Here is a 1,605-nt window from a genome sequence, read left to right as displayed (position 1 = left end):
ATATTTCTGGTTGACCATTTTTTATATGGTTTTATTATAACGGTAGCCGGGGTAGAACGTAAGCACCCGTGGGACTTCGATCCCGTAATCTAAACAGTTCGCCCCCTACTTGTAGAAACATGTTTGAGGCTGGTTGGGACTATGGATCTCGTATAACAAGCGAAGCTATGATACTGCAAGAAGGAATTAGGGGTACCGGTGATTTTATTTATTAGAGGAGGAGATTTAAAAATGAATCCAGTCGTTGGTCTGGATATAGCAAAAGGTGAAAGTCAGGTTCAAGCTTTCTTGGATAAGAAAAAACCTTACAAAAGTAGTTTTAAAGTATCACATACTCTAGAGGGATTAGATATTTTACATCAATTTCTTAGAGAAATTGAGAACTTAACAGGAGTTAAACCTCCAATTGTTCTAGAAGCTACAGGGCATTATCATACTCCCGTTGTTCAGTATTTTGAGGACAGAGATTATTTATTAATTATAATCAATCCTCTTATCTCCTATCGTGCAAAGAGCTCGAGTTTACGAAAAGTAAAAACAGATAAAATCGATGCTTATCATCTCTGTGAATTGTACTATAAGGAGGATTTAGAGCCGTATAAAAAACGAGGAATTCACCTCTTAAACCTTCGTAATCTAACACGACAACACGAAAACTTAACTGAAATATTTGTACAAGCGAAGCTGCAGTTTCAAGCAGTTCTTGATCAGGTTTTTCCTGAGTATAAAGGTGTTTTTGGGGACTTATATTCAGTTGTTTCTTTACTAACTCTACTAGAATATCCTACATCTAACGATGTATTAGAAACTTGCGAAGAAACAATAGCAGCTAGAATAAAGGAAAACTGTAATAGTCGATCTCATAGTTGGGCGAAAACTAAAGCGAAGGAACTGAAAGCTTCAGCAGCTCGGAATCCTTTTCAGAGAACCTTATACCAGAGCCATATTTTAACGCTAAAAATGTATATCAATATGCTTTTAGAATACCAAAAGCACCTATCTACGTTTCAGGCTGAGATAGATGCTTTAGCAAAAGAACTTATAGAATATAAGATTATCCAATCAATCCCTGGTATTGGAGAAAAAATCGCGGCAACGATTATTTCCGAAATTGGTGAGATTGATCGGTTTAATCACCCTAAAAAACTTGTAGCCTTTGCCGGAATTGACCCAAGTATTTTTGAATCAGGTAGGTTCAAAGGAACAGTGAACAGAATAACAAAGAGAGGGTCTAGCAGGCTTAGGCGTGCCTTATATTTAGCCGTTAAATGTGCCATTCGTGATTGTCGAAAAAAGAAAACAACCAAAGATATCATTCCACGCAACAAGAGGTTACGAGAGTTCTTTGATAAGAAACGGGAAGAAGGAAAGCCTTATAAAGTAGCTGTAATAGCCTGTGCGAACAAGCTTTTACAATGGATATATGCACTATTAAAAAGTCACTCAACTTTCCAAGATATAGCTTAATTAATAAATAAAAGTAAACAATGCAAAACCTTCCAAAAGTGAAATTTAGGAAGGTTATTTGGCATGCACATTTTTAATATAACACAAAAAAATTAAAGTTTTTAATGAAAAATATTGACAAACTATTAGCTGGTTTAG

1 protein-coding gene is annotated in these 1,605 nt (G+C 35.5%); it reads left to right on the top strand.

The window, feature by feature from the left end; all coding sequences use genetic code 11:
* Positions 1-231 precede the first annotated feature (231 nt).
* Positions 232-1,467, top strand: coding sequence for an IS110 family RNA-guided transposase (locus tag COD92_RS24205; protein WP_098996587.1), 1,236 nt, complete (start codon positions 232-234; stop codon positions 1,465-1,467).
* Positions 1,468-1,605: the final 138 nt, after the last annotated feature.

Source organism: Bacillus sp. AFS037270 (assembly GCF_002585305.1).
The sequence above is the reverse complement of the archived record's forward strand: the minus strand, read 5'-3'. Positions and strand labels throughout refer to the sequence as shown.